Origin of the sequence: Tsukamurella sputi, assembly GCF_007858445.1 — a bacterium.
In the GTDB taxonomy this organism is placed as follows: Bacteria; Actinomycetota; Actinomycetes; order Mycobacteriales; family Mycobacteriaceae; genus Tsukamurella; species Tsukamurella sputi.
On sequence record NZ_VIGV01000010.1, the window covers coordinates 63,483 to 83,946 of the forward strand.

Sequence of the window (20,464 nt, forward strand, 5' to 3'; positions counted from 1 at the left end):
TGTCTGTACGTCGGACTGCATCATGGGCACTGGCGGCCATTGTGGAACATGGCACTCGAGCCAGACCGAGAACGAGGTGTGCCTTGGTACGACGCGGAACGAGACAGAGTACTCACTGCTGAGCAGGCAGGATTGGTCGAGGAGCTGAGTGCCGGCCTGGGCGGATCTGTCGAGGTAGGTGCTGCTGAGCTCCGTCTCGCATTGGCGCACACCGTTGACAATGCCGTGTACTGGCAGGATCCGCGCGATGAAGAGCTAGTGGGATCTATGCCGCAGCTCGCTCCTGAGCTGCGGCGAGTTGCTCATCAGATAGCAGGACTCACGGAGACCGATTGGTGGACAGCGAGTCTCACCGCTGAGCAGTACCGAGTCAGGTTCTTGCCGCTCGCTGGGCGAGCGACGCGCGAAGAGTCACCGGCGCAGATTCTGGCAGAGGTGTACCGGGTTCGTGCGGTGAGCGAGCCTCCGGGGTACATGAGCGGATGGTGGTCGGCGCCGCCTTTCGGCCTGGTGCGGACATGTCCGGCCCCAGAGGGGGAGCCAAGTGGCCTGTTCCTGGTTGAGGACGGGTTCGGACAGCAGGCGGCAGCCGTCTACTCGTCGACTGCCACCGAGCCGAGCGTCTTCGAGATCGCTTCCGGTGAGGCCTGGGCGGCGTTGTGTCGTGATCATCCGCTGGACGTCACGGCGGTCCGGGGCGGGGACTGGCTGGTCACGACTGCGCTTGCAGACACCCGCTGGGTGATGCCGGACTGGGCTTCGGTGGCGCGGGAGTACGACGCGGTGCACCTGCAGGTTGGTGCCTACCTCGCGGCGAGCGGTACTGCGATCGAGGTGGAGCCGGGCGTGCACTCCGTGATCGCGGGGTGGGCGCCGGGGGACACGTACTGGCTCACCGATGTGGTCGAAACCGAGCCCGTGGGGCGGATCTTCGTCAAGAATCGGGACGACGACCTGTGGCACCCGACGGAGGAGACGGCGTGATCGGTTCGGTCCGGGAACTGGCGACCGCGGAGTGCGCCAGCCTGCTCGAGCTCATCGAGACCCTCACCCCCGACCAGTGGGCCGCACCGAGCCTGTGCGCGGGCTGGACGGTGCGCGACGTGGTGGCGCACCACTTCAGCTACGACATGCTCACGCCCGTGCAGACGGCGCGACGGGTGGCCGCCGGCCTCCGGTACCCCGGAGGCCCGAACGCGCTGGGCATCGAGCATCTCGGGCGGCTGAGCAATGAGGAACTGGTCGAGACCGTCCGCCGGCACCTCGATCCGCGCGGCATCGTCACGGCCTTCGGGTGCCGCGTGGCACTCACCGACAGCATGCACCACCAGCAGGACATCCGCCGCCCCCTCGGGCTGACGCGGACCATTCCCGTCGAGCGGATCGTGCCCGCGCTGAACTTCTCCATCTGGGCTCCACCGATCCGCGGCGTGGTGCACGGCAGGGGAGTTCGCCTGATCGCCGATGATCTGGACTGGGCCTTCGGTCGCGGACCCGAGGTTCACGGCCCGGGGGAGGCGGTGCTGATGGCGCTCGGCGGCCGCGGCGACGCGCTCCGTGACCTCACCGGACCCGGTCGGGACCGACTGGCGCGCAATCTCGGTGTACGCCTCTGACCCTCATGCCGCATCGGAGAGTGGCCACGGCGGATCGACGCGCCAGTGGTTCTCGGCGTCGTGCTGGGCGAGGAGGCTTTCGAGAATCGGCGGACCATGCGGCCCGTCGAGGATCGCGGCGATGTCGTCATGGATCGTGCCGACGAAGTCCCGGTACAGAGCGCGCTCGTCCTCCGCACGCCAAGCGTCGGCGTACTGCTGGTGGCGTTGCCGATGATGTTCGAGCGCAAGGCGGTACAGCTCCGCCGGTTGATGACCGTGATTGACCCGGAACTCCCCGTCGGGATCGGCTGTGCGCCGCCAGCCCGTGCGGCCCGCGAACGCGTCGTCCGCGGGCAGAGTGATGGTCTCGAACCCCCGGCGGACTTCGTCGCGAGAGGGCACGACCTTGCCGTGGTGCGCGTCGCAGGCGAGCGTCAGGACGTCGATGTCAGTGCGGCCACCGTCCGCCCATTCGGTGACGTGGTGGACCTGGCAGCGTGTGGCCGGGGCATCGCAACGCGGTGCGCTGCAGCCCTTCTCCGATCCGTACAGAGCGATGCGTTGATCCGCTGAGGCGAGCCGCTTCTCGCGACCGAGGTACAGCGGGCGCCCGGCCACATCGAGTAGGAGGACGTACCGCGGGTTGGCGCCCATCATCCGGAGCGCGTCCTCGACGGGGAGCCGTCCGCCCGTGGCGGTGGTCGCGATGCCGGTCTCGGACTCGAGCTGGTCGATGCCGAGTGTGATGATCGGAACGCAGGGGAGACCGCGGTGCTGCCCGAGCACCCCGGAGGTGATCGCCGCGCGCAGGGCCGCGACGAAGGCATCGTGATTACGCTGCGCCGCGGTGCGCGTGTCCCGCTTCGCCGCAGCGGCGACGGCATCGGCGTCATCGATATCGATGGGATCGTCCGCATCCTCCGGATTGTTCACGCCCGGCCGTGCGAGCCTTTCCATGATCACGTCCACCAGCGCCCGCGCCTCCGGTGACAGCACACCCTGGAGTCCGGACATCAGGTCATCGCCCTGCTTTCCGATGCTCACCTCCCGTGCGCGGGCGATGTCCTCGGCGGACGGCTCGGCACCGTCGGGGTCGATGTGTTCGTAGGCGCGGCGCCCGAGCACGGCGATGTCGTCCGGTGTGCACCCGCTGACCGCAGCGGTGACCAGCATGTCCTCCAGGTCGTGGAGCTTGGGAAGCGAGAGCTTGCGCGAGCACTTGTCGAGCGCCTTCTCGATCGAGACCGCATGCCGCTCGGAGATCAGCCCCTCCCTTTGGGCGGCGGCGAGAACCGCACGCACCGGCCCTGGTGCATGGCCGTGCTCCTGCCGCGGCGCGCGCGAGCGGGCACCCCGAATCCGTTCCTGCGCTTCCGATCCGGCCAGGTGCAGCTGATCGACCAGCATCTCCTTCGCGCTCGTGTAACCGAGCTGCGCAGACACGCCCTGCTCGATACCGACCTCGGTGAGCCAATGCTGGCTACTGGGCACTTTTCGCGCTGCGCATTCGAGCCGGCGTAGGGAGTCGAGAACTTCGGACGAGGACAGCATCACCGGGTTCGTCGCGGCGAGCTGTTCCACCGCGTGTTCGAAGGAGGCGAGGGCAGCGAGATAGTCAGCAGCAGTAACTGTCTCGACCATATCCACCCCTCCCGTCGCTACTGCAATTCTATCCGATCGTTCGGATAATCGCCGCAGACTCGAAGACACCATCGAATTCGGGTCCTATGCTCTAGCCTGGTGAAGGACGAGGGGAAACCGCATGCGCCTGATCGACGATGCCGAGCGTCGCGCTCGCATGGGGCGGCGCCATGCGCTCGCCCCGCACTACCGGGTGCACGAGGTTCTCGATGCGGTGCGCGCCGTCGGAGTGCTGCACGCGACCGAGCCCGCCACTCCGTACCTCTCGGTCCGTGCGCGCGTGGAGGGCTTCGCGATCGGGGATCTGGAGCGCGAGCTCTACGACCGGCGGACCCTCGTCAAGCAGCTTGCGATGCGCCGCACCATGTTCGTCTTCCCCCGGGCGCTCGTGCCCGCGGCGCTCGGCGCACCGTCGGCGCGCGTGGCGGAGCAGGAGCGCGCCAAGGTGCTCAAGGACGTGGAGGCCGGTGGCATCGCGGACGACGGTGGCGCGTGGCTGGCCGAGGCGCGCCGCGCGGTGCTGGATGCGCTGCGGGGCCGCGAACTCAGCGCGCAGCAACTGCGGGAGACGGTTCCCGCGCTCGTCGGGCAGGTCACCCGGTTCGAGGGCAAGAAGTACGGCGGCGATCAGCACCTCGCGCCGCGGGTGCTCACCTGGCTCGGCGCCGCGGGTGATCTCGTCCGTGCCCACAACGCCAGCCACTGGCGGGTGAACCGCAATCTGTGGGCCCGCGCGGACGACTGGCTGGGCGCACCGCCGGAGCGCACCGGGACGGCGGAGGGGTACGCGGTTCTGGTACGCGAGTACCTCCGGGCGTTCGGGCCGGTCACCGAGACCGATGTCGTGTGGTGGTTCGGCGCCACCAAGGCCGCGATCCGCGCGGCGCTGGCCGAGATCGGCGCCGTGCAGGTGCGATTGGAGCGCGACGGTACCGGCTGGGTGCTGCCGGGGGACGAAGAACCCGTCGCTCCCGTCGAGCCCTGGGCGGCACTGCTCCCCGCGCTGGACCCCACGCCGATGGGCTGGAAGGAGCGCGACTTCTACCTCGATCCCGCTTTCGCGCCGGCGATCTACGACCGTGCCGGTAACGCCGGCACCACCGCGTGGTGGGACGGGCGCATCGTCGGGGCCTACACGCAGGGGGAGGACGGCACCGTCGAACCGGTGCTGGCGCCGCAGACGCCCCGGGCCGCACGCACCGCACTGGCGGCGGAAGCGGCTCGGCTGGGGGAGTGGCTGGCGGGGGAGCGGGTGAACTCGCTGTACAAGTCCCCGATCACGGTGCCCGGGTACAGTTCCTGATCAGCGGACCACGGCGATAGCCAGGCCGTCCCAGCCCTTGATCCCCACGGTCTGCAGTGCGGTGGCGTCCAGCCGCGGATCAGAGCCGAGCCGTTCGAGCGCGCCGCGCGTACCGTCGGCGTCCGGGCCCTCCTCGTGGATGCGGCGCACCACGTTGTCCAGCACGATCACCGTGCCCGGAACGCTGAGCCGCAGGGCCCAATCGAGGTAGGCACGGTTGTTGGCCTTGTCGGCGTCGATGAAGACGAGGCCGAAGGGGCCCTCGACGAAGGGAAGGGTGTCGAGTGCGGCGCCGACCTTGATCTCGACCCGATCGCCGAGTCCGGCGGCATCCAGACTGGTGCGAGCCACCTCGGCGTGCTCGGGTGTGAACTCCAGCGTCACCACCGAACCCGCGGAACCGACCGCGCGCGCGAGCCATGCGGTGCTGTAGCCGCCCAGGGTGCCGATCTCCAGGATCCGGTCCGCGTGGGCGATGCTCGCGAGCAGATACAGGAACTTGCCCTGGGTGGCGGAGACCGCGATGTCCGGTAGCCCGCCTTCGGCCTGCGCCGCTCGGATCGGGGCCAGATCAGCGGCATCGACGGCCACCGTCCGCTCGAGGTAGTCGTCCGTCTCGGCCCACACGTCGCCAGTCACAGTCCCGACGGTACGCCCTCGGGACACGGTGGGCGACGGGTCACCGGGGACGCAGCACGATCTCCGTCGGGTGCGCATCTCCCGGGGTGTGCACGGCGGAGACGACTGCGGCGGCCACCGTGGAGGGCCGAAGGAGCCCGTCGGTCGCGTACTCGCGCCCCTCCGCGGCGAAGATCCCCTGCTGCATCTCGGTGTCGATCCGGCCGGGGAAGACGCTGGTCACGCGGAGTCCGGGCTCCTCGGCGCGCAGCGCCTCGGCGAAGGCGGTGAGCCCGAACTTGCTCGCGGCGTACGCACTCCAGCCCGGGTTCGCGCGCTTGCCGGCGCCGGAGTTGATCAGCACGACATGGCCGCCGGCGGCGCGCAGGGCGGGGAGAAGGGCCCGGGTCAGCTCCACGACGGCCAGCAGGTTCACCTCGAACATCTCGCGCCAGTCGGCGGCGGGCGTGTCCTCGATGCGGCCGATGCGGCCGACCCCCGCGTTGTGCACGAGGACGTCGAGCCGCTCGATCCGGGACGCCAGCGAGGCGACCGCCGCGTGATCGGTGAGGTCGGCGACGAAGGGACGCGCGGCGAGTTCGCCGATCAGCGCGTCGAGGGCCGGCGAGGGTCGCCCGCCGAGCAGGAGGTCATGGCTCGGCGCGAGCCGGCGGGAGATCTCCGCGCCGAGTCCGCGCGAGGCGCCGGTGATCAGGGCGGTGGGCCTGGTGTCGGAACTCATGATTCCTCACGGTAGTCAGAAGTGCGGCGCAACGACAGCGGTGCCCCTTCCGATGATGGGGAGGGGCACCGCTGGGTCGAGGGCGTGTGGCGGACCGTCAGAACTCCGCGTCGCCCACCAGGGCTGCCTCGGCGGGCACCTCGCGGGAGTCGGCGCCCTTGCCGCGCACCTGGGTCAGGATGAGCGCGGCGACGACGCAGGCGATCGCGCCGATGTAGAACGGGGCGGCGGGGCTGCCGAACCAGTTCGCGAAGTGCGCCACGAGGGTGGCGGCGAGGGCGCCACCGGCCCATCGGAGGAAGTTGTAGCCGGCGCTGGCGACGGGGCGCGGCGCATCCGCGATCGACATCGCGGTACCGGTGAACAGGGTGTTCAGCACGCCCGACGGGATGCCGGAGAGGATCACGACGGTGACCACGACCGCGACGGATTCGTGTCCGACGGCGGCGATCACGAGGAGGACGCCGTAGACCAGGACCGCCGCGATCGAACCGGTGCGCTCACCGACGGCGGCGGCGACCTTCGGGGCGAGCCACACGCCGCTCACGGCCACCAGCAGACCCCAGCCGACGAAGACGGCGCCGACGAAGTAGGCACTGCGGTGCAGCACGAAGGGCGACCAGGCGAGGATCGTGAAGAAGGCCGCGGTGTAGAAGGCGGAACCCAGGCCGGTGAGGAACAGGCCGCGCTGGCGGAGCGCCCGCAGCGGTGCCAGGGGCGAGACGGTGCCCTCGCGCTGCCGCTTCTCCTTCGCCTCCGCGGCATCGGTCTTCAGCATCGTCGCGCACAGCACGGCGCCGATCAGCATGAGGATCGCGGTGCCGGCGAAGGGGCCGCGCCAGGACACGCCGCCGAGCACGGCACCCAGCAACGGGCCGACGGCCAGGCCCACGCCCAGCGCGGCTTCGTACAGCAGGATCGCGCCCTGCTGGCCGCCGGTCGCGGCGGCCACGATCACGGCGAGCGCGGTGGCGATGAAGAGCGCGTTGCCCAGGCCCCACACGGCGCGCCAGGCGACGAGCATGCCGATGGAGTTCGCGAGGGCGCAGGCCCCGGCGGCGATCACGATGAGCAGTAGCCCGGCGATGACGGTGCGCTTGGCGCCGAACATCGAGGTGAACCACCCGATGAACAGCATCGCCACGACCTGGACGCCCAGGTACGAGGAGAAGAGGAGAGTGGTCTGGCTGGGCGTCGCGTGCAGCGATTCCGCGATCGAGACCAGGATCGGATCGACGAGGCCGATCCCCATGAACGCGATGACCGCGGCGAATGCCGTGACCCACACCGCCTTGGGCTGATGGGAGAGGGTCTCACGCAGGCTCGGATGCCCGTGATCGGTCTCAGTACGTTCGGCGGTGGTCGTCATCGCAGCTCCTTTCGGTTACTACGAAAGTCTAAGTAATACGACGCACGAATGGCAAGCCGTGTGACCGATTCCTCTTTCACCGCGCGGCGGCGGTGGCGCATCGCCCGTGGGGGACTCGCGTCAGAGCGCGTCCCGGTAGAGCGTCATGAGCCGATTGAGGGCGGGCACCGCAGCGTCGAGGCTGCGGCGATCCTCGTCGGTCAGCTCGCTCAGGTGCTCCGCGAGCATGGCGTTGCGCGCCGAGATCAGCTCGGAGGTCAGCTGCGTGCCGTGCTCGGAGAGCTGGACGACGACGGCCCGCCCGTCGTCGGGATCGGGGCTGCGCTCAGCGAGTCCCAGGCGCTCGAGGCCGTCGACGGCACTGGTGGCCGAGGGCAGGCGGATGCGGAGGTAGCGCGCCAGTTCGCCCATGCGCACCGGTCCGAGCAGCAGCAGGCTCTGCAGGGCGGCCTGCTGTGCCGGGGTCAGGTCGGGACCGGGGGTGTTGCGCCGCACCAGGAAGTGCAGCTGCAGCAGCGGGGGGCGCAGCCGCGAGGCGAGGTCGTGGTGCTCGGCGTCGGACGGCGTCGACGGAGCGTCGGGTGCTTCGGACGCGGAAGTCATGATCTCGATACTAAGGGCAGGAACGACGATGCCGGGAACACAGGCGGGCGCACCCGGCATCGTCGGACCGGTGGAACCGGGGGTTACGAGCCGATGTTGCCGGACTTCTTCCACACCGCGACCACCGACGGACGGGGCTGCGAGGAGCCGCCGTCGGGCCAGTGCGAGGTGGGCTTGTCGGCGGTGGCGTCGTCGGTCTCGCCCGGGTGCTGTACGGCGACGAGCACGCGGTTGTCGCGCACGACGGGGCCGCAGGTCTCCGCACCGAAGGGCACCGTGAGGAACTGCTTGGTCAGGCCGCGGTCCTTGCCCTCCAGGACGACGCCGAACAGGCCGTCGTTGCTGTCGAAGGTGCTGTTGGTGCCGTCCGTCGAGATCCACAGGTTGCCGTGGGAATCGAAAGTGACGTTGTCGGGGCAGCTGATCCGCGAGACCTTGGTCTTGTCGAAGCCGCCGTAGTAGGTGTCGGCCGCGGCGGGATCGCCGCACACCAGCAGCAGATCCCAGGAGAAGTCGGTACCCGTGTGGTCGTCGGTGATCTCGAGCAGCTGACCGCTCTTGTTCTTCACCCGCGGGTTCGGGGTGTCGATGCCCGCCTTGCCCTCGGTACCGCGGTCGCTGTTGTTGGTCAGTGCGCAGTAGATCTTGCCCGTCCGGGGGTTCGGTTCGATGTCCTCGGGGCGGTCCATCTTGGTGGCGCCCACCTTGTCGCCCGCGACACGGGTCCACAGCGCCACGTTCTCCGCCGGCATGCCCTCGACGTGCGACTCGGCGCTGCCGTCGGCCCTGGTGGTGAGCAGCGGGATCCACTTCCCGGTGCCCTGGTAGCCGCCCTCGGGGACCTTCCCGTTCTCCACCTTCCGGCCCTCGAACTTCGCGACGTACAGCGTGCCCTCGTCGAGGATCCGCATGTTCGCCCCCATCGCGGCGGCACCCTTGCCGGGCTCGATCTTCCGCGAGCTGACGAACTTGTAGATGTACTCGAACTTCGAGTCGTCGCCGCAGTAGGTGACCACATCGCCCGTGGGGGTGAGAAAGATGTTGCCGCCCTCGCGCTTCATCCGGCCCAGCGCGGAATGCTTGACCGGGGTCGACGTCGGATCGTGCGGGTTCACCTCGACGAGGTAACCGAAGCGGTTGATCTCGTTGGGCTCCTTGGACAGATCGAACCGGTCCTCGTACTTCATCCAGTGGTGGGCTTCCTCGTCCTTGCCCACGCCGTAGCGCTTCCAGCCCTCCTTGAGGCCGTCCAGCGGCGGCGTGTCGGTGCCGGAGAAGTAGTTGGTGTAGTTCTCCTCTCCCGAGATCATCGTGCCCCAGGGCGTGATTCCGCCGGAGCAGTTGGCGATGGTGCCGAGCACCCGGGTGCCGGTCGGGTCCGCCGCGGTCTTCGTGAAGAAGCCCACCGCCGGGCCGCGCACCTCGAAGGGCGTCGACGCGGTGATGCGCCGGTTGTACTCGCCGAGAACGGGAGTCAGCTTGCCCGAGCCGGGCTCGCCCTTGACCTCGACCACCGAGATGCCGTGCGCGGCCATCTCCACGCGCACCTGGTTCTCGGTGGGATCGCCCTCCTTGTAGCCCTTGAACATCGCCGTGCCGGTCGTGTACTCCTGGTTGCACACCATGAGGAAGGTATCCGGCTTGCCCTCCACCGCAATGAGATCGGTGAAGTCGTTGTTGAAGCCGAACTGCTGCGCCTGCGCCTCGGGCGTCTGGTTGTCGAAATCGAACTGCGGGGCGCCCGGCAGCACGGGGTCGCCCCAGCGGATCACCACCGCCTGCTCGTAACCCTCGGGCACGGTCACGGCGTCCTTCTTGTTCGGGGCGATGGCCGGGAAGTTCAGTCCGGGCGCCGTCACGTCGCCCGACGGTGCGCCGTTCCCCGCCGCCGCGCTCGACGAGGCCCCGGCGCCACGGGAGCCGTTGTCGCCGCACGCCGCGAGGACGGTGACCGCGCCGGCGCCCAGCGCCGCCACGCCCGCGCCGCGGAGCACGGTGCGGCGCGTGATGTCGCCGAAGTACTCGTTCGCCGACTGGTTGTCGTGCTCGCGGAAGCACTGGTTGCCGCACTTGTACTTGCAGGTGGTGTGCGAGCGGGCCGACTTACCGTCGTGATCGGTGAGCAGGCGCAGGTCGGGCAGGCGCATGGGGTCTCCCTGGGGCTGAGGGGTGAGCGGGTACGGCGGTGGCTGAATCCCGGTCAATGTCTCAGGGCGACGTGATCGTGAGGGAAAGGTTGGGTAAAGCAAGCGCAAAGCACCTTTACCTACCCATAGGAAGTACTGCGCGAGGACCTGCTCGCCTCGTGGATCAGCGGGTGCGGGCGGGGAGGTGGCGCTCCGCGAAGGCATCGAGCGCGTCCTCGGTGCCGAAGTAGGGTTCGTCGTCGCGCGGCCAGTGCAGGATCACGTCCGTGAAGCCGAGCTCCGCGGCACGCCCCACGGCGTCGTCACCCGCACCCGGAGAGCTGAGCGAGTAGGTACCGCCCGAGTCGATCGACAGGTAACGGTCGATGTCGTTCCGCTCCCGGCCGGCAGCGGCGAGGGCGTCGTCGAGGCGCTTCGAGAGTTCCGCCACGCGGGACCACCAAGCGTCCCCACCGTCACCGTCGGGCCCGGTGGTGACCCAGCCCTGCCCCAGCTCGGCCACGAGGCGCAGGCCCTTCGGGCCGTTCGCCGCGAGCACGAAGGGCATGCGCGGCGCCTGCGCGGGTGCCCCCACCATGCGCGCGTCGACGGCGCGGTACAGCGGACCGTCGAAGGAGATGGGGCCCTCCTGCTCGAACCGCAGGAGCACGTCGAGGTCGCGGGTGAACTCCACGAAGCGGTCGTGGCGCTGCCGTGGGGTGAGCTCGGGCTGCCCGAGTACGAAGGCGTCGAAACCCGTTCCGCCGGATCCGATTCCCAGGAGGATGCGGCCGCCGGAGATCTCGTCCACACAGGCCAGGTCTTTGGCGAACGGGACCGGATGGCGGAAGTTCGGCGACGTGACGAACGTACCCAGCCGGATCCGCTCCGTCGCCGTGGCCGCGGCGGTGAGCAGCGGCACCGTCGCACCCCAGGTCTGATCGGCGAGCGTGCGCCACGACAGGTGGTCGTAGGTCCAGGCGTGATCGAAGCCCAGTTCCTCCGCCTTGCGCCAGCGCCGGCGCGCCTCGGGCCACGGGTACTGGGGCAGGATGCACACGCCGAATCGCACGCATCGAGCTTACGACTCGTGACCTCGTCGCACGACCTGGCGCGTTCGCGTCGTACGATCGCCTGCTTGGACCTAGGGTTTTCACGTTCGGCCGAACCGGCCACATCCTTGAGAAGGGGATACACCAATGTCCACACCGGTACCCGCCGCGCCGAAATCCGGCGTCCGCGAGTTCACGACCCGTGCCGTCGTCCTGGGCGGCATCATCACACTCGTCTTCACCGCGGCCAACGCCTATCTGGGCCTCAAGGTCGGCCTGACCTTCGCGACCTCGATCCCCGCGGCCGTGATCTCGATGGCGCTGCTGCGCTACTTCGCGAACCACTCGATCGTCGAGAACAACATCGTCCAGACGATCGCCTCGGCGGCGGGCACCCTCTCGGCCATCGTCTTCATCCTCCCCGGACTCGTCATGGTCGGCTGGTGGGCGGACTTCCCCTACTGGACCACCATGCTGGTGTGCCTCGTGGGCGGCGTGCTCGGCGTCATGTACTCCATCCCGCTGCGACGGGCGCTGGTCACCGGATCCGACCTCCCGTTCCCCGAGGGCGTCGCCGCCGCCGAGGTACTCAAGGTCGGCGACACCGTCGAAGGCGCGCAGGAGAACAAGCGCGGCCTGCGTCTCATCGTCCTGGGCTCGCTCGCGTCCGCCGGCTACGCCCTGCTGGCCAAGATGAAGATCGTCGCCGAGGGCCTGTCGACCACGCTGCGGATCGGCAACGGCGGCACGCTGTTCGTACCGGGCCTGTCCTTCGCGCTCATCGGCGTCGGCCACCTCGTGGGCGTCACCGTGGGCTTCGCGATGATCGTGGGCCTCGTCATCTCCTACTTCGTGCTGCTGCCGATGTGGACCTCCGGCGATCTGCCCGCGACCGGCAGCATCACCAAGGTCATCTCGACCGCGTTCAGCACCGAGGTCCGCCTGATCGGCGCCGGAGCGATCGCCATCGCCGCAGTCTGGACGCTGATCAAGATCCTCGGCCCGGTGCTGCGCGGCATCACCGACTCGATCGCCTCGTCGCGCAAGCGCCGCGGCGGAGAGCTCGTGGACATCACCGAGCGCGACATGCCGTTCCCGTACGTGGCCACCATCGTGATCGCCTCGCTGGTGCCGATCGGCGTGCTGCTGTGGATGTTCACGAGCGGCACCGCGCTCGACGGCCGGGCCGGCGGAATCATCGCCCTGAGCATCGTCTACATCCTGGTGCTCGGCCTCGTCGTGGCCTCGGTCTGCGGCTACATGGCGGGCCTGATCGGTGCGTCCAACAGCCCCGTCTCCGGTGTCGGCATCCTCGTCGTGCTGTCCGCCGCGCTGCTCATCCGCGCGGTCTGGGGTCCCTCGGAGGGCGATATCGCCACCGCGCTGGTGGCGTACACGCTGTTCACCGCGGCGATCATCTTCTCCATCGCGACCATCTCCAACGACAACCTGCAGGACCTCAAGACCGGTCAGTTGGTCGGCGCGACGCCGTGGAAGCAGCAGGTGGCGCTCGTGATCGGCGTGGCCTTCGGGTCCGCGATCATCCCGCCCGTCCTCGACCTGCTGCAGAGCGGCTTCGGTTTCGTCGGCGCGCCGGGCGCGGGCGACAACGCGCTCGCGGCGCCGCAGGCCTCGCTGCTGTCGAGCCTGTCGAAGGGCGTCTTCGGCGGCGACCTCGACTGGGGTCTCATCGGGCTCGGCGCGCTCATCGGCGCGGTCGTGATCGTCATCGACGAGGTGCTCTCGCGGACCTCGAAGTTCCGGCTTCCGCCGCTGGCTGTCGGCATGGGCATGTACCTGCCGATGAGCGTGACGCTGATGATCCCCGTCGGCGCGGTACTGGGCCTCGTCTACAACAAGTGGGCCGACCGTTCCGCCTCGGGAGAGGTCGCGGAGGGCCGTAAGCGGCTCGGAACGCTGCTCGCGACCGGTCTCATCGTGGGTGAGTCGCTGTTCGGCGTGATCTACGCGGGCATCGTGGTGCTCGCCGACCGCGCGCCCGGCCTGCCGGGCATCGGCGGCAAGGAGGAGCCACTGGCCCTGCCCTTCATCGACGAGGGCTGGCTGCACTGGGGCGAGGCGCTGGGCGTGGTGGTCTTCGCCGCGATCTGCGCGGCGCTGTACCTGCGGACGAAGAAGATCGCCGCGGCGGCCTGATTCCGCCCGATCCTGCGGGATGGTGCCCGCTCAGCGGGCACCATCCACCGCACGGCTCAGCCGAGGCCGGCCACCCGGCGATTGCGGATGATGCTGGACAGCAGCGCCGCCGCGATGAGGACCACGCCGATCAGGCCCGTGACCAGCTCGGGCACCGGCGTCATGATGGAGAACAGCAGGATGCCGGCGAGCGCGCCGATCGCCCAGTGCGCGCCGTGCTCGAGGTACACGAACTCCGAGAGCGTGCCCTTCTCGACCAGGTACACCGTCAGTGATCGCACGAACATCGCGCCGATGAAGCCGAGGCCCAAGGCGATGATGATCGGATCGGCGGTGATGGCGAACGCGCCGATCACCCCGTCGAACGAGAACGAGGCGTCGAGCACTTCGAGGTAGACGAACAGGAAGAAGCCGGCCTTGCCGGTGGCCTTCGCCAGCTCCGACGGCCCGGAGCGCGCCGATGCGGCCTCCTCCTCCAGCTCCTCCACGTGGAAGAAGTCGCCGAGCCCGTTGACCACGATGTAGGTGATCAGGCCGAGGAGCCCGGAGACGTACACCGTGGTCTGCTCGCCGTCGTGCGCGAAGACGGTGCCGGTCAGCAGCAGCATCCCCAGCGCCACGACGATCGGGACGCGGCTGAGCGCACCGATCCGCTGCAGGGGCCGTTCGATCCAGCTCAGCCAGGTGATCTCCCGCTCGGGATCGAAGACGAAGTCCAGGAACAGCATCAGCAGGAACATGCCGCCGAAGGAGGCGATCTGCGGGTGCGCCGCCGTGATCAGCGTCTCGTAGCTGGGACTGCCGTCCGGGAAGTACGCGGCGCCGCCGTCCGGCGGGTTCAACGCGAGTTCCAGCGCCTGCGCGGGGTCGAGTCCCGCGGTGATCCACACGATCGCCAGCGGGAACAGCAGCCGCATGCCGACCACGGCGATCAGGATGCCGACGGTGAGGAACATCCGCACCCAGAAGGCGCTCATGCGCTGCAGCACCGTCGCGTTGATGACCGCGTTGTCGAACGACAGGCTGACTTCGAGAACACCGAGGATCAGCGTCAGAACGAGTGCCTGCGGACCGCCGTAGAGGAACGCGACCACCAGGGCCAGGATCGTGATGACGAAGGACAGCCCGAAGATGCGGAACACGCGCGTCGACTATACCGTCACTGCGGTTGCACGACGGTGGCTAGAAGTCGAAGCCCCCGCCGCCGAAGTCGCCGCCGCCACCGAAGTCGCCGAAGCCGCTGTCGCCGAAACCGCCGTCGCCGAAACCGCTGTCGCTGTAGCCGCCGTCGGAACCGGAGTCCCACCCGCCGTCCGCTCCCAGGTCGGCGGCACCGTCGACGCCGGAGTCGGCGAGGACCGCCGGGCCCACCCCGGCCATCCCCGCGAACATGCTGCTGAACAGCAGGTAGCTGCCCACGCCCCAGGCGCCGGCCACCAGGGCGGGCTTCCACCAGGGCTCGCTGTACCAGCCGGCCGGCACCGGGCGGCCCGCGACGACGCCGCCGGGGTAGTAGTTGGGAGTACGGTCCGACGGTGCCGGCGACGCCGTGAGCGCGTGGCCGTCGACGTCCACGGTCCGCTCCTCGGTGACGGAGCCGGCGGTGCGCTGGCCGTCGAGCTCGGGGATGGGCGGGCCGGGGTCCAGGTCCATCGCGACGCGGGCGGCCCGCGCGTAGTAGAGGCCCTCGATCGCGGTCTGCTTGGCGAGCCTGGCCTGCGCGGGGGTGTTCGCGCCCCCGACCTGGGCGCCGGCGGCGGTGTACCGCTCGCCCGCGTCCGCGAGGGCCTGGCGGGCGGCGTCGTTCGAGCCGACGAGGTTGTTCACCTGACCTGCGAGCCGGTCGATCGCGGCGCGCGCATCCGCCTGCGCGTCCGCCAGCGCGGTGGACCGATTCCTGTTCCCCCGGACCACGACGAGCACGACGAGCACGACGGCGACGAGGGCGACGATGAGCAGTACGGGAGCCATGACCCGACGGTACCCAGAGCGGGCGGCGCGCGGCTGACGAGAACCTGAGTGATTCAGGCGTTTCGCCCAGGGCGAAGCGACCCGGGAACGCCGAGAGCCCGCCACCGGGAAACCGGTGACGGGCTCGACGACGCGCAGGCTCTGCGATCCAGCCGGATCTCCGGCCGGGCGGGGATTACTCCGCGCCGATGATGAACTCTTCGAGCTGCTTGCGCGCGACGTCGTCGGCGATCTGCTCCGGCGGGGACTTCATCAGGTACGCCGAGGCGGGGATCACGGGGCCGCCGATGCCGCGGTCCTTGGCGATCTTCGCGGCGCGCACGGCGTCGATGATGATGCCGGCCGAGTTGGGCGAGTCCCAGACCTCGAGCTTGTACTCCAGGTTCAGCGGCACGTCGCCGAAGGCGCGACCCTCGAGGCGCACGTACGCCCACTTGCGGTCGTCGAGCCACTCGACGTAGTCCGACGGGCCGATGTGGACGTTCTTGTCGTGCACCTTGCCGGCGAGCGGGCCGTTGAGGTTCGACGTGACGGCCTGCGTCTTGGAGACCTTCTTCGACTCGAGGCGGTCGCGCTCGAGCATGTTCTTGAAGTCCATGTTGCCGCCGACGTTGAGCTGGTACGTACGGTCCAGCGTGACGCCGCGGTCCTCGAACAGCTTCGCCATCACGCGGTGCGTGATGGTGGCGCCGACCTGCGACTTGATGTCGTCGCCGACGATCGGGACGCCCGCGTCGCGGAACTTCGCCGCCCACTCGGGGTCGGAGGCGATGAAGACGGGCAGCGCGTTGACGAAGGCCACGCCCGCGTCGATGGCGCACTGCGCGTAGAACTTGTCGGCCTCCTCGGAGCCCACGGGCAGGTACGAGACCAGCACGTCGACCTCGTTGTCCTTGAGCGCCTGGACCACGTCGACGCCCTCGCCCGGAGCCTCCTCGATGGTCAGGCGGTAGTACTTGCCCAGGCCGTCGAGGGTGTGGCCGCGCTGCACGGTGACGCCGGTGGGCGGCACGTCGGCGATCTTGATGGTGTTGTTCTCCGACGCGTTGATGGCCTCGGCGAGGTCGAAGCCGACCTTCTTGCCGTCCACGTCGAACGCGGCGACGAACTCGACGTCGCGCACGTGGTACGGGCCGAACTTCACGTGCATGAGGCCGGGGACCTCTGCGTCGTCGGCCACGTCCTTGTAGTAGTGCACGCCCTGCACGAGCGACGAGGCGCAGTTGCCCACGCCGACGATCGCGACGCGCACCTTGGAGTTGTCAGTCACCGTTGTTCCCTTCAGTCGGTGTCGGTCGTTCGGCGCCGGGAGCGGGCCGATCCTGTGGAGTGGGGCGCGATTCGGCGGCGATCAACTCGTTGAGCCACCGCACCTCCCGCTCCGTTGTTTCCAGTCCCAGCTCGTGCAACTGCCGCGTGTACGTCTCGCTGGTCCCGCCGGCCGCGAGGGCCCGACGGAGCTCCTCCCGCCGCTCCTCGACCTGCCGGCGGCGACCCTCGAGGATGCGCAGCCGGGCCTGGGCGGGAGTAGCGGTGAAGAAGGCGAGATGCACGCCGAACCCGTCGTCCGTGTAGTTCTGCGGACCGGTGTCGGCCACCAGGGCGGAGAACCGCTCCTGACCGGCCGGCGTCAGCCCGTAGACACGGCGCGCGCGGCGCTTGCGCGTAGCTGCAGCAGGCCCGGGCGCCTCTTCCTCGGCGATGTATCCGGCGTCCTGCGCGCGGCGCAGGGCGGGGTACAGCGATCCGTAGGAGAAGGCGCGGAACGGGCCCAGCAGTTCCGTCAGCCGCTTGCGGATCTCGTAGCCGTGCATGGGGGACTCGTGCAGCAATCCGAGAACTGCGAGTTCGAGCACTGCCGCCTCCTCTCCCGGGCGCGGCGCCGAGCCGGAGTGGCTGACGCGAGTGGATCTATCTCATCAATCGATCGACAGTTGTATCGAGCCGATATATAGAACGATACCCCAGCGGTGAACCGCCGATGAACGCCAGGCGGCGACGGGGTCGATGCGCGCGCCGGACCGGGGGCCGATCGGTCGCGGGCGGTATGCCCTTGTCGAGGCGTCTGCGGGTCCGGCCACGTACATTGGATCCGTGCGGACGCAGAGGCAAACGGTGGACTACGCGCTGCAGCGGCGATCGCTGCTCGCGTCGGTCAACGCCGGGCGCACCGCGGTCAAGGCGGTGTGCGATGCCGATCCGTACCTCTTGCGTGCGGCCAAGTTCCACGGCCGCCCGTCCGAGGTACTCTGCCCGATCTGCCGTAAGGAGCAGCTGACGCTCGTGTCGTGGGTCTTCGGTGACTCCCTCGGCCCGGCGTCGGGCTCCGCCAGGACGGACGCGGAGCTCAGCGAGCTGGAATCCACTCGCGTGGAGTTCTCCGTGCATGTCGTGGAGGTGTGCAGGTCGTGCAACTGGAATCATCTGGTGCAGTCGTACGTGGCGGGGCTTCCCCCGCAGCCGCGGCGCAGGCGCCGCGCCGCTCCCGGCTGAGCGGCCGACCGGCACGGAACGTACGAGACGACGACGAACAGACGAGCGGAGACCAGCGGTGACGAACCCGGGTGGCAAGGACGAGCGGAGCGGAGCGGCCGGAGGCCCGTCGCGGCCTTCAGGCGCCACCCCACCGGTTCCGCCGCGACCCGCGACGCCACAGGCCGCGCCCACCACGCAGTTCCCGGTGGTGCCGCCCAGCGGTAAGGACGCTCCGACGCCCCCGCCGCCCGCCGCGCCCGGAGCGGGGCGCGGACCGTCGGGCTCGGGGCAGCCGGGGCCCGGCGAACCCAGGACCGCCTACCAGCCCCTCTCGGGCCGGCCCGTCGACGACGCCGAACTGGCCGCTGAGGCCGATCGCGGCGGCGTGGCGAAGCAGGAGGCCCCGGCCGAGCAGCCCGTCGTGATCCGCAAGAGCGCAGCCGCGGCACCCGCCGCCGGCACCGACGGACCGGGCGGCAAGGGCCCCGGCGGTGACGGCCCCGGTGGTGACGGTCCGGGCGGCGACGGCCCCGGCGGTGGTGACGGCGACGGACCCGACGAGCCGGATGACGGCTCCCATGACGACGACTCCCATAAGAAGGGCCTCCGAGAGCTCGTGAGCGGATCACTCCTCCGACGTGTCGTGACCGGCGGCGTGGCCGCGGTCGCGCTGATCATGGTGGTGGCCCTGCTCGCCTTCCTCATCGGCTACTGGCGCACCGACGTGCCGCAGCCCGGCGAGATCCAGACGAACCAGGTCGCGACCATCGTCATGAAGGACGGGAACACGCCGATCGCGCGCGTCGTCCCGCCCGAGGGCAACCGCGAGATCCTGCCCGCGCAGGACATCCCCGACGTGATGAAGAACGCGATCATGGCCGCGGAGGACCGGGAGTTCGCCACCAACCCCGGCTTCTCGGTCAAGGGCTTCGCCCGCGCCGTCTGGAAGCGCATCCCCGGTGTCGCGGGTGACGGCGAGGACGCCGGCGGCGGCTCGACCATCACGCAGCAGTACGTGAAGAATGCGCTGGTCGGCGACGAGTCGTCGCTGACGCGCAAGTGGAAAGAGCTCATCATCTCCACCAAGATGTCCAACTCCTGGTCCAAGGACGACATCATGGCGGCGTACCTGAACACCATCTACTTCGGCCGCGGCGCCTACGGCATCCAGGCGGCGGCGAAGGCGTACTACAACGTCAACGCCAAGGACCTCAAGGTCGAGCAGGCGGCGCTCCTGGCCGGCCTGGTCCGCGGACCGTCGCTCTACGAGCCCACGACGCACCTGGCCGACGCCACCGGCCGGTGGAACTACGTGCTCGACGGCATGGTCGACATGAAGACCCTCGATCCCGCGCAGCGCGCGAAGCTGCAGTTCCCGAAGACGATCGCGCCCGGCCGCACCGGCGGCGACGACCTCTCGGCCGGCCCCAACGGCCTGATCAAGACGCAGGTGCTGCGCGAGCTCAAGGACGCCGGCATCGACGAGTCGACGCTGAGCACCCAGGGCCTCAAGATCACCACCACGATCGACGCGCAGGCGCAGGCCGCCGCTGTGAAGGCCGCGGCGAACATGACGGAGAACCAGCCGAAGGACCTGCGCACGGCGATCGTCTCCGTCGACCCGAAGACCGGCGGCGTGCTCGCCTACTACGGCGGTAGCGACGGCAACGGCTACGACCGCGTACAGGCCGGGCTGCAGACGGGCTCGTCGTTCAAGGTCTTCGCGCTGGTCGCGGCCCTGGAGCAGGGCATCCCGCTCTCGCGGGTCTACTCCTCCTCGCCGTTCAAGGCGCAGGGCGTCACCGTGACCAACTCCGACGGTGAGTCCTGCGGCAGCTGCAACCTGGCGACCGCGATGAAGATGTCGCTCAACACCGTCTTCTACCGGCTCATGATGGACCTCAACGGCCAGGCCCAGGCGGTCGCGGACGCGGCGCACAAGGCGGGCGTCGCCGAGAGCTTCGGCGGCATCAAGAAGACGCTGGAGCAGGCGGACGGCAGCGGCGTCGAGGGCGGCGTCGTCCTCGGCCAGTACCAGAGCCGCCCGATCGACATGGCCTCCGCGTACGCCACCCTCGCCGCCGAGGGCGTCTACCGCGCGCCGCACCTGATCACCAAGGTCACCACGGCCGACGGCCGCACCCTGCTCGATCGGCAGAACGACCCGGGCGAGCGCCGCTTCAGCAAGGACGTCGCGAACAACGTGACCGCCGCGCTGCAGCCGATCGCGTCGTACTCGAACGGCAACGGGCTGGCCGGCGGTCGCGCCTCGGCCGCGAAGACCGGCACGGCGCAGTACCAGGACACGGGCCAGAACAAGGACGCCTGGATGGTGGGCTACACCCCGTCGATCTCGACCGCGGTGTGGGTCGGCAACGACAAGGGCGGCCCGATCACCAACTCCTACGGCGGCATCATCTACGGGTCCGGTGTCCCGGCACAGATCTGGAAGCAGACGATGGACGGCGCGTTGGCGGACTCGGATTACGAGTCCTTCCCGACGCCCGGTTCGATCGGCGGCCAGGCGGGCGTCCCCGTCGAGACCCGGGTGCGCACCTCCGCGACCGGCTCCGCGTCGGCATCGCCCTCGGCGGGCGAGAGCGGCTCCGCGACGCGCACGGTGCCGGGGCTGCCCGGCGTCCCGCTCCCCACCTTCCCGTGGGATCCGACCACGACCCAGCCGGGTAACCCGAACAACCCGGGCGGTCAGCAGACCACGCGGCCCCGGCCGGGCGGCAACGGGACCGTGCCCGGCAACGGCGGCCGGACGGTGCCTCCGCGGGTGACGAACCCGGTGCCGTGACGGTTC

Annotated in this window: 17 protein-coding genes; 6 read left to right on the top strand and 11 right to left on the bottom strand. The window is 69.7% G+C overall.

What is annotated here, in order from left to right; translation table 11 throughout:
* The first annotated feature begins 453 nt into the window (after positions 1-453).
* Both FK268_RS20210 and FK268_RS20215 read left to right on the top strand, forming a co-directional pair.
* Entirely contained in the window at positions 454-984 is a 531-nt protein-coding gene (locus FK268_RS20210) for a hypothetical protein (protein ID WP_146437262.1), read from the top strand.
* Positions 981-1,616, top strand: coding sequence for a maleylpyruvate isomerase family mycothiol-dependent enzyme (locus FK268_RS20215; protein WP_146437263.1), 636 nt, complete (start codon positions 981-983; stop codon positions 1,614-1,616). Before FK268_RS20210 ends, FK268_RS20215 begins: the two co-directional genes overlap by 4 nt.
* 3 nt (positions 1,617-1,619) lie before the next feature.
* Here the strand turns inward: FK268_RS20215 and FK268_RS20220 are convergent, their stop codons facing one another.
* Entirely contained in the window at positions 1,620-3,308 is a 1,689-nt protein-coding gene (locus FK268_RS20220) for an HNH endonuclease signature motif containing protein (protein WP_231707180.1), read from the bottom strand.
* 52 nt (positions 3,309-3,360) lie between these two features.
* Here FK268_RS20220 and FK268_RS20225 point away from each other — a divergent pair, with 52 nt between their 5' ends.
* Complete coding sequence (locus tag FK268_RS20225; protein WP_146437264.1) at positions 3,361-4,542, top strand: winged helix DNA-binding domain-containing protein; 1,182 nt, start codon at positions 3,361-3,363, stop codon at positions 4,540-4,542.
* Here the strand turns inward: FK268_RS20225 and FK268_RS20230 are convergent, their stop codons facing one another.
* From FK268_RS20230 to FK268_RS20255, 6 genes are all read right to left on the bottom strand, one after another.
* Positions 4,543-5,181, bottom strand: coding sequence for an O-methyltransferase (locus tag FK268_RS20230; RefSeq protein ID WP_231707181.1), 639 nt, complete (start codon positions 5,179-5,181; stop codon positions 4,543-4,545).
* A 40-nt stretch (positions 5,182-5,221) separates the two neighbouring features.
* Positions 5,222-5,902, bottom strand: a complete 681-nt coding sequence (locus tag FK268_RS20235; RefSeq protein ID WP_146437266.1) for an SDR family oxidoreductase — start codon at positions 5,900-5,902, stop codon at positions 5,222-5,224.
* Between the two features lie 97 nt (positions 5,903-5,999).
* Entirely contained in the window at positions 6,000-7,271 is a 1,272-nt protein-coding gene (locus tag FK268_RS20240; protein ID WP_146437267.1) for an MFS transporter, read from the bottom strand.
* Positions 7,272-7,391: 120 nt separating this feature from the next.
* Positions 7,392-7,874 (bottom strand): MarR family winged helix-turn-helix transcriptional regulator, encoded by a 483-nt coding sequence (locus tag FK268_RS20245; protein WP_158636178.1) that lies wholly within the window; start codon positions 7,872-7,874, stop codon positions 7,392-7,394.
* Positions 7,875-7,957: 83 nt separating this feature from the next.
* Positions 7,958-10,021 (bottom strand): PhoX family protein, encoded by a 2,064-nt coding sequence (locus FK268_RS20250; protein WP_146437269.1) that lies wholly within the window; start codon positions 10,019-10,021, stop codon positions 7,958-7,960.
* A 163-nt stretch (positions 10,022-10,184) separates the two neighbouring features.
* Positions 10,185-11,072, bottom strand: a complete 888-nt coding sequence (locus tag FK268_RS20255) for an LLM class flavin-dependent oxidoreductase (protein WP_146437270.1) — start codon at positions 11,070-11,072, stop codon at positions 10,185-10,187.
* A gap of 127 nt (positions 11,073-11,199) precedes the next feature.
* Here FK268_RS20255 and FK268_RS20260 point away from each other — a divergent pair, with 127 nt between their 5' ends.
* A complete protein-coding gene (locus FK268_RS20260; RefSeq protein WP_146437271.1) occupies positions 11,200-13,209 on the top strand; it encodes an OPT family oligopeptide transporter in 2,010 nt (669 codons plus the stop codon).
* Positions 13,210-13,265: 56 nt separating this feature from the next.
* Here the strand turns inward: FK268_RS20260 and FK268_RS20265 are convergent, their stop codons facing one another.
* The 4 genes from FK268_RS20265 to FK268_RS20280 form a co-directional block, all read right to left on the bottom strand.
* A complete protein-coding gene (locus FK268_RS20265; protein ID WP_146437272.1) occupies positions 13,266-14,351 on the bottom strand; it encodes a DUF475 domain-containing protein in 1,086 nt (361 codons plus the stop codon).
* Positions 14,352-14,391: 40 nt separating this feature from the next.
* Entirely contained in the window at positions 14,392-15,180 is a 789-nt protein-coding gene (locus FK268_RS20270; RefSeq protein WP_146437273.1) for a DUF1542 domain-containing protein, read from the bottom strand.
* A 175-nt stretch (positions 15,181-15,355) separates the two neighbouring features.
* Positions 15,356-16,450 (bottom strand): inositol-3-phosphate synthase, encoded by a 1,095-nt coding sequence (locus FK268_RS20275; RefSeq protein WP_146437274.1) that lies wholly within the window; start codon positions 16,448-16,450, stop codon positions 15,356-15,358.
* Positions 16,443-17,036, bottom strand: a complete 594-nt coding sequence (locus FK268_RS20280; RefSeq protein ID WP_146437275.1) for a PadR family transcriptional regulator — start codon at positions 17,034-17,036, stop codon at positions 16,443-16,445. The genes FK268_RS20275 and FK268_RS20280 overlap by 8 nt, the downstream gene beginning before the upstream one ends.
* Positions 17,037-17,274: 238 nt before the next feature.
* Between FK268_RS20280 and FK268_RS20285 the strand changes: the two genes are divergently transcribed.
* Together FK268_RS20285 and FK268_RS20290 are read left to right on the top strand one after the other, a co-directional pair.
* Positions 17,275-17,673 (top strand): DUF5318 family protein, encoded by a 399-nt coding sequence (locus FK268_RS20285; RefSeq protein ID WP_146437276.1) that lies wholly within the window; start codon positions 17,275-17,277, stop codon positions 17,671-17,673.
* 58 nt (positions 17,674-17,731) lie between these two features.
* Positions 17,732-20,458, top strand: a complete 2,727-nt coding sequence (locus tag FK268_RS20290; RefSeq protein ID WP_231707182.1) for a transglycosylase domain-containing protein — start codon at positions 17,732-17,734, stop codon at positions 20,456-20,458.
* Positions 20,459-20,464: the final 6 nt, after the last annotated feature.